Genomic DNA, 14,862 nt, shown 5'->3' with positions numbered 1-14,862 from the left:
ACCGTGCGTCCACTCCCCCTCCAATGTCGCATATTTTCCGGATTGCGCGCCTGGAGCCGGATATATCACGGGTGAGATAAAACGAGCATCACGCTCTTGCAAATCGTTCGCATCAAGCCACATCATCGAACGGTGCATGTACCTGACGGATTCATCGACGCGCCCACCTCCGCCGCCACCGGTGTGATCGCCGCGGGCGCCGTCGCCGTGAGCCTGCGCGGCGCACGGCGCGAGCTCGACGAGCGCACGGCGCCGCTGGCCGGCCTCGTGGCGGCGTTCATCTTCGCCGTGCAGATGCTGAACTTCCCCGTCGCGGCGGGGACCAGCGGCCATCTCCTCGGCGGTGCGCTGGCGGCGATACTCGTCGGCCCCTACACCGGGGTCCTGTGCGTCTCCGTCGTCCTGCTGATGCAGGGCATCCTGTTCGCTGACGGCGGTCTGACCGCGCTGGGCGTGAACATCACCAACATGGCGATCGTCACGACGGTCGTGGCCTACGCCCTCTTCCGCGGCCTGGTGAAGGTGCTGCCCCGCACCCGCCGGTCGGTCACCGCGGCCGCCTTCGTCGCGGCCCTGGTCTCCGTCCCGGCCGCCGCGCTGGCCTTCACACTGATGTACGCGGTCGGCGGCACCACCGACGTCTCGATCGGCAAGGTCGCCACCGCCATGGTCGGCGTGCACGTCCTGATCGGCATCGGCGAGGCCGTGATCACCGCGCTGACCGTCGGCGCGGTCATCGCCGTCCGTCCGGACCTGGTGTACGGGGCGCGCGGGCTGACGCAGAAGCTCAAGCTGCGGGTGAACGGCGAACTCGTCGACGCCCCCGGCGCCGACCCCGTGCCCGCCGCCGCCCGGACCTCGCACCGCAAGGTCTGGGCGGGCGGTCTGGCCGCCTCCCTCGTGCTGGCCGGGTTCGTCAGCTTCTACGCCTCGGCGAACCCCGACGGCCTGGAGAAGGTCGCCGCCGACCACGGCATCGACAAGAAGGCCGAGGAGCACGCGGTGGCCGGCTCCCCGCTCGCCGACTACGGCGTCGAGGACGTCGACGACGACCGCCTGTCCGGGGGACTGGCGGGTGTCATCGGCGTGGGTGTCACGGTCGTCGCGGGCACCGGCGTGTTCTGGGCCGTGCGCCGCCGCCGCACCGACGGCACCTCCCCGTCGGACACGACGAACACGCCGGACACGGCGAGCACGACGAGCACGAGCGTCTGACATGGGAGCAGGGCACGCGCACAAGCTGTACCGGCACGGGCACTCGCCCGTGCACGGCCTGCCGCCGCACACCAAGCTCGCCGCCGTCTTCGCCTTCGTGGTCGTCGTCGTGTCGACGCCACGCGAGGCGATGTGGGCCTTCGGGTTGTACGCGGTGCTGCTCGGGGCCGTCGCGTGCGTCGCGCGCGTGCCCGCCGGCTTCCTGCTCCGGCGGCTGCTGATCGAGGTGCCGTTCGTCGCGTTCGCGGTGCTCATGCCGTTCGTGGCGGAGGGCGAACGGGTCGACGTCCTCGGTCTGTCCCTGAGCGTGAACGGCCTGTGGGGCGCCTGGAACGTGCTGGCCAAGGGCACGCTCGGCGTCGCGGCCTCGGTGCTGCTGGCCGCCACGACCGAGCTGCGCGAACTGCTGCTCGGCCTGCAGCGCCTCAAGCTCCCGCCGCTCCTCGTGCAGATCGCGTCCTTCATGATCCGCTACGGCGACGTCATCACCGACGAGATGCGGCGGATGCGGATCGCCCGGGAGTCCCGCGGCTTCGAGGCCAAGGGCGTCAAGCACTGGGGCGTGCTCGCCAAGTCGGCCGGCGCGCTGTTCATCCGCTCCTACGAGCGCGGCGAGCGGGTGCACCTGGCCATGGTCAGCCGCGGATACGCCGGTTCCATGCCCGTCATCGACGAGGTGACCGCGTCCCGGGCGCAGTGGTCGTACGCCCTCGCCCTCCCCTGCGCCGCGCTGCTCGTCTGTCTGCTGGGATGGACCCTGTGACTGCTTCTCTGGAGGTCTCGGGCCTCGCTTTCGCCTACCCCGACGGGCACCAGGCCCTCTTCGGCGTCGACTTCTCGGTCGCGCGCGGTGAGCGGGTCGCGCTGCTCGGGCCGAACGGCGCCGGCAAGACGACCCTCGTGCTGCACCTGAACGGCATCCTGACCGGCGGCGCCGGCACGGTGAAGGTCGCCGGGCTGCCCGTGGACCGGCGGAACATGGCCGAGGTCAGGCGCCGGGTCGGCATCGTCTTCCAGGACCCGGACGACCAGCTGTTCATGCCGACGGTCCGGGAGGACGTGGCATTCGGGCCGGCGGCTGCCGGGCTGAAGGGGCCGGAGCTGGAGGACCGCGTGCAGCGGGCCCTGGAGCGGGTCGGCATGGCGGAGTTCAGGGACCGTCCGCCGCACCACCTCTCCTTCGGGCAGCGCCGCCGGGTGGCCGTCGCGACCGTGCTGGCCATGGAGCCGGACATCCTCGTGCTGGACGAGCCGTCCTCCAACCTCGACCCGGCCTCGCGCCGCGAACTGGCGGACATCCTGCGCTCCCTGGACGTGACCGTGCTGATGGTCACGCACGACCTGCCCTACGCCCTGGAGCTGTGCCCGCGCTCCCTGATCCTCAGCGACGGGGTGATCGCGGCCGACGGGCCGACCGGCGAGCTGCTCTCGGACGAGGAGCTGATGCGGGCCCACCGTCTGGAGCTGCCGTTCGGCTTCGATCCGCGTTCCGTCCCGGCGGCTCCGGCCCGTCCGTGACAATGGCCGCGTGACGAACGAGGAGAGCACCGGACCACCGCTGCTGGACGACCAGCTGTGCTTCGCGCTGTACGCCGCCCAGCGCGCGGTGACGGCGGCGTACCGCCCGCTCCTCGACGACCTGGGCCTCACCTACCCCCAGTACCTGGTGCTGCTGGTCCTCTGGGAGCGCGGTGAGACGACGGTGAAGGAGCTGGCCGCGGCCCTGCGCCTCGACTACGGCACGGTCTCGCCGCTGCTGAAGCGGCTGGAGGCGGCCGGTCTGGTCCGGCGTGAGCGGTCGGCGCGGGACGAGCGGTCGGTGCTCGTGGCCGTGACGGGGCGCGGGGAGGAACTCCGGGAGCGGGCGGGGCGGGTGCCCGGCGCGCTGATGGCGGCGACGGGGCTCGACGGGACGGAGGCCGGGCGGCTGCGGGCGGAGCTGTGGCGGCTGGCCGAGCGGGCGGAGTCGGCGGCGGACCGGGCCCGCTGAGGGTTATCCCTCGTTGTGACCCCCTGGTATGACAAGCCAGTTACTGGCCAGTACCTTGTGCACGATGTGTTTGTGCGCACTTGGTTCCGGGGGAGGACAGCATGACTGACGGCCCCGCCGTCGACACCCGCCCGACGAAGATCATGTTCGTGGCGGAGGCCACCGCCCACGGTGGTCGCGACGGCTATGTCACCAGCCAGGACGGTCAGATCGACCTCAAGGTCGCCATGCCCCCGCAGCTCGGCGGCGACGGCAACGGCACCAACCCGGAACAGCTCTTCGCGGCCGGCTACAGCGCCTGCTTCCACAACGCCCTGATCCTCGTCGGCAACCGCGAGGGCTACGACCTGACCGGCTCCACGGTCGCCGCGAAGGTCGGCATCGGCCCCAACCGGCAGCGCGGCTACGGCCTAGCGGTCGCCCTCAGCGTCTCGCTGCCGGTCGTCGACCCGGACCTGGCGACCAGGCTGGTGGACGCGGCCCATGAGGTGTGCCCGTACTCGAACGCGACCCGCGGGAACATCGACGTGACCATCCTGCTTGGCTAGAGGGGAGCACCACGAGCACAGCGGCGAGCGAGGAGTACGGGCGTGGACGTGCACGGCACAGTGGCCGAGGGCTTCGAGCCGGTGAGGGACGCGTTCGTAAGGAACTTCGAGACGCTCGGGGACCGGGGCGCGGCGGTCGCCGTCTACCGGGACGGGCAGCAGGTCGTCGATCTCTGGGGCGGCACCAGGGACGTCGACGGCACGGCCCCCTGGGAGCGCGGCACCGCCCAGGTCGTGCGCTCGGCGACGAAGGGGGTCGCCGCCGCCGTACTCCTGCTGCTGCACCAGCGCGGACAGCTGGACCTGGACGCGCCGGTGGGGCACTACTGGCCCGAGTTCAAGGCGCGGGGCAAGGAGCGGGTGCTGGTCCGGCACGTGCTGAACCACCGCGCCGGGCTGCCGGTCCTCGACCGGCCGCTCACCCCGCAGGACGCCCTCGACCCGTTGAAGGGCCCGGAGGCCGTCGCCGCGCAGGCCCCGGTCTGGGAGCCCGGCACCGACCACGGGTACCACGCGCTCACCTACGGCTGGCTGCTCGACGAGCTCGTGCGGCGCGTGACCGGGCAGGGCACCGGGGCGTGGCTCGCCTCCCAGGTCACCGGCCCGCTGGGCCTGGATCTCTGGCTCGGCCTGCCGGAGTCGGAGGCCGGCCGGGCCGGGCGGGTGGGCCGCGTCGAGGGGGCCGAGCGGACCGGTGGTCTGCGGGCCCGCCCGAAGCGGTCGGTCACCGAGGCCTACGAGGACCCGGCCTCCCTCACCCGCCGGGCGTTCGCCGCGATCTCCCCCTTCCCCGACCAGAACGACCCCGCCTACCGCGCGGCCGCCCTGCCCGCGACGAACGCCGTGGCGACGGCGGACGGACTGGCCCGTTTCTACGCGACCCTGATCGGCGACACGGCCGGCGCCGCCCGCCTGTTCACACCGCAGACGGTGGAACTGGCCCGGGCCGAGGAGTCGGCGGGCCCCGACCGGGTCCTGGTGGTCGGCACCCGCTTCGGCCTCGGCTACATGCTGCACGGCAGCGCGTCGCCGCTCCTCACCCCGGGCTCCTTCGGCCACCCGGGGCGCGGCGGTGCCCTGGGCTTCGCCGACCCGGAGACGGGAATCGCCTTCGGCTACGTCACCAACGGCTTCCGCAAGACCGTGACGGCGGACCCGCGGGCACAGGGGCTGGTGCGGGCCGTGCGGGGAGTGCTGGACCTCTAGAAGCCGCTAGACATGGATGGGGTGCGAGGTCCGGCCGGACGCCTGGTCGATCTCCTCGTGGGCTTTGGTCAGCAACCGCATGGCGAGTTCGTTGAGCGCCCTCGCCCCGGCGATCTCCTCCCCGACCCTCGGCTGATTGGCGTCGGTCCGGTGCCGGCTCGCGTGGCCGTGCGCCCGTACCTCGGTACCGTCGGGCAGGCGGACCATCGCGGCCGCTCGCGTGTGCTGGTCGTCCTCCGTGAACTCCATCTCGACGTGCCACCCCACGGTGGTGTGCATCATGACGATCACCTCCGGAACGCTTAGTTCCAGGGTGCTCCTCGCACGGGCCGGACGCACCCGTCCGACGGGCCCCTATCCGGCGTGCAGCATCAGCCCTATGCCGACGACGAGCAGCCCGGCCGCCGCGATCCTCGGCGCGCCGAACCGCTCCTTGAAGAACACCGCCCCAATGGCCGCGCCCACGATGATCGACGACTCGCGCAGGGCCGCGATGGGGGCGAGTTCGGCCCTGGTCTGGGCCCACAGGACGAGGGCGTAGGCGGCGACGGACAGCGCGGCGCCGAGCAGCCCGACCCCGGCGAAGGGCCGGAGCAGGGCGACCGTCTCCCCGCGCCGGCGCCACGCCGCGTACGCCGGGATGACGACCCCCTGCACCGCCATCAGCCAGGCGATGTAGCCGAGGGAGGACCCGGAGGCCCGTACGCCAAGACCGTCGACGACGGTGTACACCGCTATGGTCAGCCCGGTCGCCAGAGCCGCCCCGATCGCCGCCCAGTCGGGCCGCCGCCCGCGCAGTCCCCACAGGGCGACGCCGGTCAGCCCCGCGCAGGACAGGGCGATCCCGGCGGCGGCCCACCCGTCGGGCACCTCGTGTGCGAAGAGGGCGGCGAGCAGGGTCACGACGAGCGGCGCGGTGCCCCGGGCGATCGGATAGGCCTGCCCGAAGTCGCCCAGCCGGAAGGACTTCATCAGCAGGGCGTAGTAAGCGATGTGGACGGCGGCGGAGGCGAACAGGTACGGCCACGCTCCGGCCGCCGGAAACGCCACGAAGGGTGCCAGGGCCAGTCCGATGAGGACCCCGCCGCCCGAGATCAGCGTGAAGCCGGCCAGCTTGTCGGTGATCTTGTGGGCGATGGCGTTCCAGCTGGCGTGGGTGACGGCGGCGAGCAGAACGGCGGCCGTGACCAGGGGGGTCACGCGGTGCGCTCGCGCACGTCCACCAGGGTGCCGTCGGCGTGGGCCACGAGGTCCTCGGGGGCCATCGGGAACACGGCGTACGGCGTCCCGGCCGCGGCCCAGACGACGTCGTGCTCCAGCAGGGACCGGTCGGCGAGCACCCGGGTCCTGGTCCGGTGCCCGAAGGGCGGTACCCCGCCGATGGCGTACCCGGTGGTCTCCCGCACGATGTCCACCTTGGCCCGGGTGACCTTGTCGGCGCCGAGTTCCTTGCGGACCAGTTCGAGGTCGACCAGGGAGGCCCCGTCCATGAGCACGAGCACTGGAACGCCGTCCGCGGCGAAGATCAGCGACTTGCAGATCTGGCTCAGCTCGCACCCGATCGCGGCGGCGGCCTCGGCGGCGGTACGGGTGGCATCCGGGAACCGGCGGACCTGTCCCACGAGATCCCCGAGCCCGAGCTCCCGCAGGGCCTCGGCGAATCGGGGGTGGGCTCCGGAGCCCTCGGCGTCAGTGGCGGCTGTCGTCGTCATGCCCTGCACGCTAGCGGTACGTGTAGAGGACAAGCGAGGCCGTTTCAGCCGGTGGTGTCCTCCGGCCGGACGTCCGCGAACTCCCACCAGGCGAGCGGCAGCCAGTCGCCGTCGACGAAGCCGTCGACGGATCCGCCGGTGCCCTGGATGGCCACGCGGGTCCCGACAGGGTAGGTGGTGCCGGACAGTCCGGAGACCGCCACGAGAAGGGTGCCTATACGACGAGACAAAGCCCTACTTCCTTTCTCCTCTGGGTGCAAATCGTCTCATCATGCACCAGCCTGGTATATGAGCCACGGCACAGATGGAGGTGCTTGACGATGAGGGCTGTCGTATACAAGGGGCCCTTCGAGGTAGCGATAGAGCAAGTGGAGGATCCACGGATTCAGCACCCGAACGATGTGCTCGTCCGGGTCACGTCAACGGCCATCTGCGGCTCCGACCTGCACATGTACGAGGGCCGCACGGCCGCGGAGCCGGGCATCGTGTTCGGCCACGAGAACCTCGGAACAGTCGAGGAGACAGGAGAGGGTGTCACCACACTCAGCAAGGGCGACCGGGTGGTCATGCCGTTCAATGTGGCCTGCGGGTTCTGCAAGAACTGCTCGGCGGGCTTCACGGGCTTCTGCCTGACGGTGAACCCGGGCTTCGCCGGCGGCGCCTACGGCTATGTCGCCATGGGGCCCTACACGGGCGGCCAGGCGGAGTACGTACGGGTCCCGTACGCCGACTTCAACTGCCTGAAGCTCCCGGAGGGCACCGAGAAGGAGACCGACTTCGTGCTGCTCGCGGACATCTTCCCGACGGGCTACCACGGCAACGAGCTGGCCGACGTGCGCCCCGGTGACACGGTCGCCGTGTACGGCGCCGGTCCGGTCGGGCTGATGGCCGCCTACTCCGCGATGCTGCGCGGTGCGAGCAAGGTGTTCGTGGTCGACCGGGTGGCGGAGCGCCTCCAGAAGGCCGAGGAGATCGGCGCGGTCCCGATCGACTTCACCCAGGGCAACCCGGCGGAGCAGATCAAGGAGCAGACGGACGGCCAAGGGACCGACAAGGGCATCGACGCCGTGGGCTACCAGGCCCAGGCGCAGGGCGAGGACCGCGAGGAACCGGCGATCGTTCTGAACTCCCTGGTCGAAACGGTCCGCCCGACGGGCGCGCTCGGCATCCCCGGCCTCTACGTACCGAGCGACCCGGGCGGTCCGGACGAGTCGGCCAAGAAGGGCATGCTGATGGTCTCCGTCGGACGCCTCTTCGAGAAGGGGCTCCGCCTGGGCACCGGGCAGTGCAACGTCAAGCGGTACAACCGCCACCTGCGGGACATGATCATCGAGGATCGCGCGAAGCCCAGCTTCGTCGTCTCGCACGAACTGCCGCTCGAACAGGCTTCGTCGGCATACGAGAAGTTCGACAAGCGCGTCGAGGGCTACACGAAGGTGGTCCTCCACCCACAGGCGGCGTAAGGAGCCCGAGCAGAGCCGATCGGAGCATCCGGGCCACCTCGGCGCACCCGTTCGAAGAGGCCGGTGAGGGCGCACCGTGGGGACGGTGCGCCCTCACCGGCCGGTCTTTCACGAGGTGTCAGACGCGGACCAGTTCCCTGTCGCCGTCGTCGTCACCGGAGGCGGCGCGCAGGCCCTCGCCCTCCACGTCCACGTTGGGCAGCGCGCGGTCGAGCCACCTGGGCAGCCACCACGCCTTGCGGCCGAGGAGGGCCAGGACGGCCGGGACGATGGCCATGCGGACGACGAACGCGTCGAAGAACACCGCGATCGCGAGGCCGAAGCCGATCATCTTGACCATGGACTCGGACGAGCCGATGAAGCCGGCGAAGACGGCCATCATGATGACCGCGGCGGCGGTGACGACCCGCGCGCCGTGCCGGAACCCGGTGACCACGGCCTGCGCGGGCTTCTCACCGTGGACGTAGGCCTCCCGCATCCGGGTCACGAGGAACACCTCGTAGTCCATCGCCAGGCCGAAGACCACGCCGACCATGAAGATCGGCATCATCGACATGACCGGCCCGGTCTGCTCCACGCCCATCAGGCCGGACAGCCAGCCCCACTGGAAGACCGCGACGACCGCGCCGAGGGCCGCCATCACCGACAGCAGGAAGCCGAGGGCCGCCTTCAGCGGGACCAGGATCGAGCGGAAGACCACGATCAGCAGGAGGAAGGCCAGCCCGACGACCAGCACGAGATACGGCACCAGCGCGTCGTTGAGTTTCTCGCTGACGTCGATGTTCATCGCCGTGCTGCCGGTGACCAGGACGTTCGCGTCCGTGCCGGCCTTGATGTCCGCGCCCGCGTCCCGGATGCCGTGCACCAGGTTCTCGGTGGTGACGGAGGACGGCTTGGAGCCGGGGATCACGGTGATGGTGGCGGTGTCACCGGCCTTGTTGGGCTGCGCCGGCGTGACCGTGACGACGTCCTTCAGGCCCTTGATCTCGTCGCCGGTCTCGGCGAAGGCCGCCTTGGGGTCGTCGCTGTCCTTCGCGTCGACGACGACCATCAGCGGGCCGTTGAAGCCCGGTCCGAAGCCCTCGGACAGCAGGTCGTAGGCGCGGCGCTGGGTGGTGGAGGTGCGCTGGGAGCCGTCGTCGGGCAGGCCCAGTTCGAGGGAGGTCGCCGGGACGGCGGCCGCGCCGAGGCCGATGACGCCGAGCAGCAGGACCGCGACCGGGCGGCGGACGACGAAGCTCGCCCAGCGCGTGCCCAGGTTCGGCTTGGCCGGCTGGTCCTGCTTCTTCGCCCGGCCGAGGAGCTTGCCCTTCTCCCCCATCGGCTTCACCTTGCGGCCCGCGTAGCCGAGCAGCGCCGGGACCATCGTCAGGGCGATCAGCACCGCGATGGCCACCGTGCCCGCCGCCGCGATGCCCATCTTCGTCAGCATCGGGATGTTGACGACGGACAGGCCCACCAGCGCGATGACCACGGTCAGACCCGCGAAGACCACCGCGGAGCCCGCCGTGCCGACGGCCCGGCCCGCCGCCTCCTCGCGCTCGCGGCCCTCGGCCAGTTCGGCGCGGTAGCGGGAGACGATGAACAGGGCGTAGTCGATGCCGACGGCCAGGCCGATCATCATCGCGAGGGTGGAGGTGGTCGAGCCGAGATCCAGCGCACTGGCCAGGCCCGTGATCGCGGAGACGCCGATGCCCACGCCGATGAGCGCCGTCAGCAGCGGCAGCCCGGCCGCGACCAGCGAGCCGAAGGTGATGACCAGGACGACCGCGGCGACCGCGATGCCGATGATCTCGCTGGAGCCGGTGTGCGGGACCGCCTGGAGCGCGTCACCGCCGATCTCGACGGTCAGCCCGGCCTCGCGCGCGTCCTGCGCGGTGTCCTGAAGGGCGTCCTTCGCCGCGTCGTCCAGCTCCATGCCGGAGACCTTGTACGACACCTGCGCGTAGGCGATCGTGCCGTCCTTGCTGACGGCCTTCGCCTGGTACGGGTCGGTGACGCGGACGACCTCGGAGCCGTCGGACAGCTCCTTCACCGTCTCCTGGACCGTCGCCTTGTTGCCCGGGTCGGTCATCTTCTCGCCGCTCGGCGCCTTGAAGACGACGCGTGCGGTGGCTCCGTCGGCACTGGTGCCGGGGAAGCGCTGCTCCAGCAGGTCGAAGGCCTTCTGGGCCTCGGTGCCGGGGATGGAGAACGAGCTGTTGCCCGCGGCGGGGGCACTGGCCGCGCCGACACCGGCGAGGGTCAGCAGCGCCACCCATATCAGGGCGACGAAGTGCCGCCGCCGGAACGAGAGCCGGCCGAGTTTGTAGAGGAAAGTGGCCACGAGGGCGTACTCCCGGTCAGTCGTGGGGTCTTCAGGGCAGGGGTGATCAGCCCGACGACGTGAGCGGATACGTCAGGTAGGGGCTAGCTGAGGGGGACTACTCGGTGGGCACGCCGAGGGCGGGGAGGACCACGGCGTCGATGTACGAGATCAGGAACTGCTGTGTCGGCGGCTGGTCGTCGATCAGCGTGCGCGTCGCGAACGCGCCGATGAGCATGTGCATGACGTAGCCCAGCGCCGGGGAGTCGGCGCGGACCTCGCCTCGGTCGACGGCCCGCTGCACCACTCGGTGGAACTCCTCCATCTCCGGCTCCACGAGCAGTTCCTTGAACGCCTGGAGGAGGTCCGGATTTGCGTGCACCGCCATGAACAGGCCCCGCATCAGCGCGGCGTTCTGCTGCATGGTGCAGTCGTCCTCACGGGAGGTGAGGGCGTGCAGGTCGCCCCGCAGGGACCCGGTGTCGATGTCGGAGATGTTGCCCGGCTTGTTGTGCCGGATCGCCTTCGCCACCAGCTCGGGCTTGCCGCCCCACTGGCGGTAGAGGGTGGCCTTGCTGGACCGGGTGCGCGCGGCCACGGCGTCCATGGTGAGGGCGTCGTAGCCGACTTCGCGGAGCAGGTCGAGCACGGCCGTGTAGAGCTCGGCCTCACGCTCGGGGGTGATCCGGCTGCGACGCGCGGCGGCGACCTCGGTCATCCCTCTCACCTTCCTGACTCCGAACGACACGGTTTCGTACGTCACGAATGTAGCGCACCCCTCATGGAAACGAAACCGTTTCGTACGTGTGCTGGGTCACGAGCGGACTTTTGCCTTGAGTTGCCCCGGTCCGTCCCCCGGCAAAGCATGAGGGCGTGACCTATCTGCGTCTGCCGCATCTCCATGACGACCTGCTGTGCTTCGTGGCCGAGGACGACCTCTGGCTCGCGCCGCTCGACTCCCCCGGCCGGGCCTGGCGGCTCACCGTCGACCGCACCAAGGCGGGCCACCCGCGCTTCTCGCCCGACGGCCGCCGGCTCGCCTACACGAGCTGGCGCAGCCTGGTGCCCGAGGTCCACGTCGTCCCGGTGGACGGCGGCCCGGGCCGCCAGGTGAGCCACTGGGGCAGCGCCGACACCCGCGTGTGCGGCTGGACCCCGGACGGCGAGATCCTGGCCGTGGCCTCGCACGGCGAGCCCTTCTCCTACTTCACCTGGGCCTACAAGATCTCCCCCGACGGCGACCCGGGCCGCAAGCTGCCCTGGGGGCCGGTCTCCGACATCCAGGTCGCCGACGTGTCCGGCGAGCGCAGGTCCCTGCTCCTCACCGGCACCCCGCCGCACGAACCGGCGTCCTGGAAGCGCTACCGCGGCGGCGCCATGGGCCGGCTCTGGCTGCACGGCGAACGGCTGCTCGAAGGCATCGGCGGCCATCTGCACTCCCCCATGTTCGCCGGCGGCCGCATCGCGTTCCTCTCCGACCACGAGGGCATCGCCAACCTCTACTCGTGCGCCTATGACGGCTCGGACCTGCGCCGGCACACCGACCATGACGCCTTCTACGCCCGGCACGCCGCGAGCGACGGCACCCGGGTGGTGTACCAGTGCGCGGGCGACCTGTGGATCGTCGACGACCTGTCCCCGGACTCCGAACCGCGCCGGCTGGACGTACGCCTCAGCGGGCCGCGGGCCGGGCGGCGCCCCTACCAGGTGGCGGCGTCCCGGCACGTCGACGGGCTCTCCGTCGACGAGACCGGGCGGGCCAGCGCCGTCGTGGTACGCGGCAGCCTGTACTGGCTGACCCACCGGGACGGCCCCGCCCGCACCCTCACCGACACCCCCGGCGTCCGGGTGCGGCTGCCCGAGATGCTCGGCGCGAGCGGGCGCGTGGCGTACGTGACGGACACGGAGGGCGAGGACGCGATCGAGATCGCCTCCCTGCCCCGGGCGAGCGGCGAGCGGGCACCCCGGCGTCACGCCCCGGGCGCGCTGGGCCGGGTTCGCGAACTGGTCTCCGACCCCGAGGGCGAGCGGCTGGCGGTCGCCTCGCACGACGGCCGGCTCCTCCTCGTCGACGTCACGGAGGGCTCAGGGGGCGAGGTCACCGAACTGATCCGGTCGGTCAACGGGCCCGTGCGCGACCTGGCGTTCTCCCCGGACGGGGCGTGGCTGACCTGGTCGCACCCGGGCATCGGGCGGACCCTGCGGCAGATCAAGACGGCCCGGCTCGCCGACCGGCTGATCGTCGACGTCACCAACGGCCGTTTCGAGGACGAGAACCCGGTCTTCACGCGCGACGGCCGCTACCTCGCCTTCCTGTCCTGGCGCGGCTTCGATCCCGTCTACGACGTGCACACCGGCGACCTGTCCTTCCCGCTGGGCTGCCGCCCGTACCTCGTGCCGCTGTCCTCCGCGACGCCCTCGCCGTTCGCGGTGAACCCGGAGGGCCGCCCGGCCGCCGGGGGCCTGGACCCGGTGGAGGACGACGACAACGGCGACAACGGGGCCGTCACCGTCGAGGTCGAGGGGCTGGAGAGCCGCGTCACGCCGTTCCCGGTGGCCGCCTCCAAGTACTCCGCGCTGCACCCGGTGGCGGGCGGCGGGCTGGTGTGGCTGCGCTGGCCGATCTCGGGCGCCCTCGGCGAGACGTTCGCCAACCCCGACGACACCACCGGCCGGCCGACCCTGGAGCACTTCGGCATCACCAAGGCCAGGAAGACCGAACTCGCCCAGCACCTCGACTGGTTCGCCGTCAGCGGCGACGGCAGCCGGCTGGTGATCGTCGACGAGGGCGAGCTGCGCGCGGTCCCGGCCGGCGAGCAGGGCGACAGCGACTCCACCGTGTGGATCGACGCGCGCCGCATCCTGCACACGGTCGACCCGGCGGCGGAGTGGCGGCAGTCGTACGAGGAGGCCGGGCGGCTGATCCGGGCCTACTTCTGGGATCCGGGCATGTGCGGCATCGACTGGGACGGCGTGCTCGACCAGTACCGCCCGCTGGTCGAACGGGTCGCCTCCCCCGACGAGTTCGCCGACCTGCTCCGCGAGGTCCTGGGCGAACTGGGCACGTCCCACGCCTACGTCACCGCCGCCCGGCGCAACGAGGGCCCGCCGCACTACCAGCGCCGGCAGGGCCTGCTGGGCGCCAACCTCGTCCGCAGGAACGGCGGCTGGGCCGTGAAACGGATCCTGCCCGGGGACTCCTCCGACTCCAAGGCCCGCTCCCCGCTGGCCGGTTCGGGCATCCGGGAGGGCGCGGTCCTCACCCACGTGGACGGCCGCCCGGTGGATCCGGACACGGGCCCCTACCCGCTGCTGGCCGGCGCGGGCGGTACGACCGTGGAGCTGACCTTCGACCCGGCGGAGGGCACGGGCCCCTCCCGGCGGGTCGCGGTCGTCCCGCTCGTCGACGAGCGGCCGCTGCGCTACCAGGACTGGGTGGCCAAACGCCGGGCAGTGGTACGCGAGTTGAGCGGAGGCCGCTGCGGCTACCTGCACATCCCCGACATGGGCGGCTCGGGCTGGGCCCAGTTCAACCGCGACCTGCGCATGGAGGTGTCCCGCCCGGCCCTGATCGTGGACGTGCGCGGCAACGCCGGCGGTCACATCAGCGAGCTGGTCATCGAGACGCTGAGCCGGACGATCCTGGGCTGGGACCTGACCCGCGACGCCCAGCCGGTGTCGTACACCTCGAACGCGCCGCGCGGCCCGGTGGTGGCCCTGGCCGACGAGGCGACCTCCTCCGACGGCGACATGATCACCGCCGCCTTCAAGCTGCTGAAGCTCGGCCCGGTCGTGGGGCAGCGCACCTGGGGCGGGGTGGTCGGCATGACCGGCCGGCACGAACTGGGCGACGGCACGGTGATCACGGTGCCGATGAACGCGGCCTGGTTCGACGCCTACGGCTGGTCGGTGGAGAACAAGGGCGTCTCCCCCGACATCGATGTCCTGCGCACCCCCCTGGACTGGGCCGAGGGGCGGCACGCCCAGCTGGCCGACGCGGTGGAGCTGGCACTCGGACTGCTGGAGAGCAACCCGCCGGCGACGCCGCCGCCCTACAGCGACGTACCCGACCGCTCCCGCCCGAAGCTGCCGCCCAGGACCTGAACGCCCGGGGCCGGACAAGGGAAAGGGGCGCCCCGCACGGGGACGCCCCAGTCCGCTCAGCACGCAACGTCAGGCGTCGAAGTCCTGGTCGAAGCGGTCCTCCTGCTCGCGCTCACGGTCGCGGTGCGGCTCCGTGCGCTCACGGTCGCGCTGCGGCTGCGAGGGGTCCATGTCCTCGTCGCGCCGGCGGTTGCGGCCCGGCACCTGCTCGCGAGCCTGCTCCGCCTTCTGGCGAGCCTGGTTCTGCCACTGCTCGGACTTCTCCTGGAACTGGTCCTTCATACCCATGTGGGTTCACTCCCGTTGGGGGTGAGGGGAT

General features: G+C 71.6%; 15 protein-coding genes. 8 read left to right on the top strand and 7 right to left on the bottom strand.

The window, feature by feature from the left end:
• Nucleotides 1-132 precede the first annotated feature (132 nt).
• The 6 genes from HNR57_RS19655 to HNR57_RS19630 all read left to right on the top strand — a co-directional run bounded on the left by HNR57_RS19655 (nucleotide 133) and on the right by HNR57_RS19630 (nucleotide 4,959).
• Nucleotides 133-1,215, top strand: a complete 1,083-nt coding sequence (locus HNR57_RS19655; RefSeq protein WP_184561301.1) for an energy-coupling factor ABC transporter permease — start codon at nucleotides 133-135, stop codon at nucleotides 1,213-1,215.
• 1 nt (nucleotide 1,216) lies between these two features.
• Entirely contained in the window at nucleotides 1,217-1,978 is a 762-nt protein-coding gene (gene cbiQ, locus HNR57_RS19650; RefSeq protein WP_184561300.1) for a cobalt ECF transporter T component CbiQ, read from the top strand.
• Complete coding sequence (locus HNR57_RS19645; protein ID WP_184561299.1) at nucleotides 1,966-2,733, top strand: energy-coupling factor ABC transporter ATP-binding protein; 768 nt, start codon at nucleotides 1,966-1,968, stop codon at nucleotides 2,731-2,733. Before cbiQ ends, HNR57_RS19645 begins: the two co-directional genes overlap by 13 nt.
• Nucleotides 2,734-2,743: 10 nt before the next feature.
• Nucleotides 2,744-3,205 carry a MarR family winged helix-turn-helix transcriptional regulator gene (locus HNR57_RS19640; RefSeq protein WP_184561298.1) on the top strand — a complete coding sequence of 154 codons (462 nt, stop codon included), beginning with the start codon at nucleotides 2,744-2,746 and terminating at the stop codon, nucleotides 3,203-3,205.
• Nucleotides 3,206-3,306: 101 nt separating this feature from the next.
• Entirely contained in the window at nucleotides 3,307-3,753 is a 447-nt protein-coding gene (locus tag HNR57_RS19635) for an organic hydroperoxide resistance protein (RefSeq protein ID WP_184561297.1), read from the top strand.
• 42 nt (nucleotides 3,754-3,795) lie between these two features.
• On the top strand, nucleotides 3,796-4,959 hold the full coding sequence (locus HNR57_RS19630) for a serine hydrolase domain-containing protein (protein WP_184561296.1): 1,164 nt from the start codon (nucleotides 3,796-3,798) through the stop codon (nucleotides 4,957-4,959).
• 6 nt (nucleotides 4,960-4,965) lie between these two features.
• Here the strand turns inward: HNR57_RS19630 and HNR57_RS19625 are convergent, their stop codons facing one another.
• The 4 genes from HNR57_RS19625 to HNR57_RS19610 all read right to left on the bottom strand — a co-directional run bounded on the left by HNR57_RS19625 (nucleotide 4,966) and on the right by HNR57_RS19610 (nucleotide 6,901).
• Nucleotides 4,966-5,241: a DUF1876 domain-containing protein gene (locus HNR57_RS19625; RefSeq protein ID WP_031138714.1), complete on the bottom strand. Its 276-nt coding sequence runs from the start codon at nucleotides 5,239-5,241 to the stop codon at nucleotides 4,966-4,968.
• 72 nt (nucleotides 5,242-5,313) lie between these two features.
• On the bottom strand, nucleotides 5,314-6,159 hold the full coding sequence (locus HNR57_RS19620) for an EamA family transporter (RefSeq protein WP_184561295.1): 846 nt from the start codon (nucleotides 6,157-6,159) through the stop codon (nucleotides 5,314-5,316).
• Nucleotides 6,156-6,671 carry a YbaK/EbsC family protein gene (locus HNR57_RS19615; protein WP_184561294.1) on the bottom strand — a complete coding sequence of 172 codons (516 nt, stop codon included), beginning with the start codon at nucleotides 6,669-6,671 and terminating at the stop codon, nucleotides 6,156-6,158. Before HNR57_RS19615 ends, HNR57_RS19620 begins: the two co-directional genes overlap by 4 nt.
• A gap of 44 nt (nucleotides 6,672-6,715) precedes the next feature.
• Nucleotides 6,716-6,901, bottom strand: coding sequence for a hypothetical protein (locus tag HNR57_RS19610; RefSeq protein ID WP_031138719.1), 186 nt, complete (start codon nucleotides 6,899-6,901; stop codon nucleotides 6,716-6,718).
• 90 nt (nucleotides 6,902-6,991) lie between these two features.
• On the opposite strand from HNR57_RS19610, the gene HNR57_RS19605 reads away from it, so the two are divergent.
• Nucleotides 6,992-8,134 carry a glutathione-independent formaldehyde dehydrogenase gene (locus tag HNR57_RS19605; protein ID WP_184561293.1) on the top strand — a complete coding sequence of 381 codons (1,143 nt, stop codon included), beginning with the start codon at nucleotides 6,992-6,994 and terminating at the stop codon, nucleotides 8,132-8,134.
• A gap of 118 nt (nucleotides 8,135-8,252) precedes the next feature.
• Here HNR57_RS19605 and HNR57_RS19600 read toward each other — a convergent pair whose 3' ends face one another.
• Together HNR57_RS19600 and HNR57_RS19595 are read right to left on the bottom strand one after the other, a co-directional pair.
• Nucleotides 8,253-10,460 carry an MMPL family transporter gene (locus tag HNR57_RS19600; RefSeq protein WP_184561292.1) on the bottom strand — a complete coding sequence of 736 codons (2,208 nt, stop codon included), beginning with the start codon at nucleotides 10,458-10,460 and terminating at the stop codon, nucleotides 8,253-8,255.
• A 97-nt stretch (nucleotides 10,461-10,557) separates the two neighbouring features.
• Nucleotides 10,558-11,157 (bottom strand): TetR/AcrR family transcriptional regulator, encoded by a 600-nt coding sequence (locus HNR57_RS19595; RefSeq protein WP_184561291.1) that lies wholly within the window; start codon nucleotides 11,155-11,157, stop codon nucleotides 10,558-10,560.
• Nucleotides 11,158-11,312: 155 nt separating this feature from the next.
• On the opposite strand from HNR57_RS19595, the gene HNR57_RS19590 reads away from it, so the two are divergent.
• Nucleotides 11,313-14,543 (top strand): S41 family peptidase, encoded by a 3,231-nt coding sequence (locus HNR57_RS19590; protein ID WP_184561290.1) that lies wholly within the window; start codon nucleotides 11,313-11,315, stop codon nucleotides 14,541-14,543.
• A 69-nt stretch (nucleotides 14,544-14,612) separates the two neighbouring features.
• Here the strand turns inward: HNR57_RS19590 and HNR57_RS19585 are convergent, their stop codons facing one another.
• Nucleotides 14,613-14,831, bottom strand: coding sequence for a hypothetical protein (locus tag HNR57_RS19585; RefSeq protein WP_161369811.1), 219 nt, complete (start codon nucleotides 14,829-14,831; stop codon nucleotides 14,613-14,615).
• Nucleotides 14,832-14,862: the final 31 nt, after the last annotated feature.

The organism is Streptomyces paradoxus, assembly GCF_014202475.1.
GTDB lineage: Bacteria > Actinomycetota > Actinomycetes > Streptomycetales > Streptomycetaceae > Streptomyces > Streptomyces paradoxus.
This window is presented reverse-complemented; position numbering and strand designations above follow the sequence as displayed.